The sequence below is a fragment of the Pseudoalteromonas sp. OANN1 genome (assembly GCF_024124685.1).
Lineage (GTDB): Bacteria > Pseudomonadota > Gammaproteobacteria > Enterobacterales > Alteromonadaceae > Pseudoalteromonas > Pseudoalteromonas piscicida.
This window is the reverse complement of the sequence record NZ_JAMXSE010000045.1, coordinates 1-2,252: the sequence shown is the minus strand read 5'-3', so window position 1 is coordinate 2,252 and position 2,252 is coordinate 1. Positions and strand designations below refer to the sequence as shown.

Below are 2,252 nucleotides of genomic sequence, written 5' to 3'. Positions count from 1 at the left end.
CTGCTGCGCTTGCCGTTTTACGCAAGCTAGGCAAAGGCGACCCAGTTAAGTACCTAAGAGACATCAACTGGCAAGACCTTGGAAAACAATCCGCTACGGAAGTAAAAAACATCGTCAAAGGCCTGCGTGATTCACTCGATGAAATGTCTACCAGTTGGCACTACGACCTACTACTCCCAGACGCTGCCATCGAAGGCATGCAAGCCACGGTTAAACGCCTAGACGACGTCACCCCCAAAATCGACCAGCATATGCAACAAGCCGCCCAAGAAATCGGACAGCGAGTTAATAAAGCACTGGATGAGTATCAAGGCCAATCACCAATTCGAGGCGTTACCGATAAGCCCACCAAAGCCAAAGCCGATGAATTGGAGCCGCCAAAAGGGAATGAGCTGCCGGGGGCTAATAAAACACTAATCGTGGATGAACTTTTAATTAATGGAAAAGTGCCTTCAACTAGGAGAGGTGAATTCAATAAGTGGTTCGACTCATTAACGCCTGAGCAGTTTGAAATATTATGGGAAAATAAAGATATACGGGATACAATCGAAGCGAGAATTCGTAGGCCTGGGGGTTACCATGAGTGGTATATGGTAGCAAGAACACCAAAGTTTAAAGCGTGGGGAATAAACATGGATGAAATAAAACGGTTTAGGAGTGAAATTAATGAGCTTAAATGGGTGTCTCCAATAGATGGACGTTCCGGTATGCACGGTAAGAGTGGTTCAGGCACTTTCCATAAAGAGTTACTTGAATTAATTGATAATAGTAAAAACCTCAGCACTTTTAACACTCGACTTGATGTATTAATCAAGCGATGGAAAATCGACCCGACAATAATTCCGCATAAATTAACTAAGGAGATAAAATGAACTCTCTACTAAAAGATTGGTGTGATTTCTGTGAGAATAAAAAAAACTTTGATAAGTCTCACTTCATGACTTTATTCCATGAAAAGGAAGCGAGAAACTGCTTGGATAAAGTCTTTGCATACTTTACAAGCTTCGAAAAGTTGATAGCAAATGCAACCTTAGCTATAGAACAAAAGTATAATCCAAAAGCTACTTCGCCTCCTCTCGAAGATGAATATATATTAAATCTCATAAGACGTTTTTTTTTAACACAGACCAAATATGTTTGTGACTTTGACCAACCGATTATAGATACAATAACTAGAGGAGAGATTTGCTTCGTTTCAGAAGACATATTTTCGCAACATGAGAATGAAGATTGTCCCCATTATTGGCTGTATGACGACTTTGGAGATGTTGTAAGAGCCTCTAGAGTAGAAAATGATGAAAAAACAATAGCTCTTTTTGAAGCGCTTTATAATTTGGATGCGGATTACTATTTAGCCTGGTTTATTGCATCGCCACTTATAAAACTTGATCTCGACCTTGATAGCTATTTTGAACTTTGGAAATATAAAGTAAAGTTCTTGCTTTTAGAGGAAAAAATCATTTGTATTAAACCCTAAACGCTTAGACCACAAGATGTTAAGAGATACTTTAAAAAATAAAGAATATTATGATGATAGGGTTTCCTTTAGACTTGAATGTATTGAAGAAGATGTTGAAGAAATCAAATTTGATGATGATCCTGTCGATGTAAAGATGAAAGGTTCATTTAGGCTAGTTAGTGACTCATTGTATCTTCTTCATCAGAAATACTCTCGCGGCGATAATCTCTCAGAATTTAAGCCACTTTTATTAAATATGTTGACCTACCGCCAATGGCAAAAGGACTATGCTGACGCTTTGCCAGATAAAGAGCAAGTAGAGCGAATTGGCTGGGAAGAAATAAGAGAAGATTACCTCGAAGATCATCTTAAATGGTTGAGTTTCGCTTTCTGTTTAAATATGGATAAAGAATACTACCTAAAAGTGCTGAGTCTTATTGGTAATCAAGGTCAAGACGCGCTATTTGATAAAATTGCGATAACCCTAGGTGACACTAATCGTGAAATAGCAGCGGATACTCTGTTCAAAAAACGTTTCGGTAAACTTTACAAAGTAGTTGAAGGAAGTCCAGAGCAACGTCCAGCACTTGCAAAAGCCTATCTAGAGGCTTGGTATGTATTGGAGGGTAGCCCAGATTATCATTTAATGGATACAGATGCATACATTGGCTATTGGTGCTGGGAAATTGCGCTCGTTGTTAAATTATTCAATATTGATGATAGCAGCTTTATTGACCACCCATACTACCCCAAAGACCTCGTACATTGGCAAGAGAATTAGTAGGAGATAAAG

Annotated in this window: 2 protein-coding genes and 1 pseudogene; all 3 read left to right on the top strand. The window is 38.9% G+C overall.

Annotated elements, in window-relative coordinates:
• Nucleotides 1-143: 143 nt before the first annotated feature.
• Nucleotides 144-404, top strand: a pseudogene (locus tag NH462_RS23100) (hypothetical protein); the annotation flags it as partial.
• Nucleotides 405-868: 464 nt separating this feature from the next.
• Nucleotides 869-1,477, top strand: a complete 609-nt coding sequence (locus NH462_RS22770) for a hypothetical protein (RefSeq protein WP_095728584.1) — start codon at nt 869-871, stop codon at nt 1,475-1,477.
• A gap of 16 nt (nt 1,478-1,493) precedes the next feature.
• Complete coding sequence (locus NH462_RS22765) at nt 1,494-2,240, top strand: PoNe immunity protein domain-containing protein (protein ID WP_253107820.1); 747 nt, start codon at nt 1,494-1,496, stop codon at nt 2,238-2,240.
• Nucleotides 2,241-2,252: the final 12 nt, after the last annotated feature.

What these genes read in the sequence shown, in the direction of transcription:
- NH462_RS22770 (WP_095728584.1), top strand. Translation starts at nt 869, where the DNA reads ATGAACTCTCTACTAAAAGATTGGTGTGATTTCTGTGAGAATAAAAAA.
- NH462_RS22765 (WP_253107820.1), top strand. Translation starts at nt 1,494, where the DNA reads ATGTTAAGAGATACTTTAAAAAATAAAGAATATTATGATGATAGGGTT.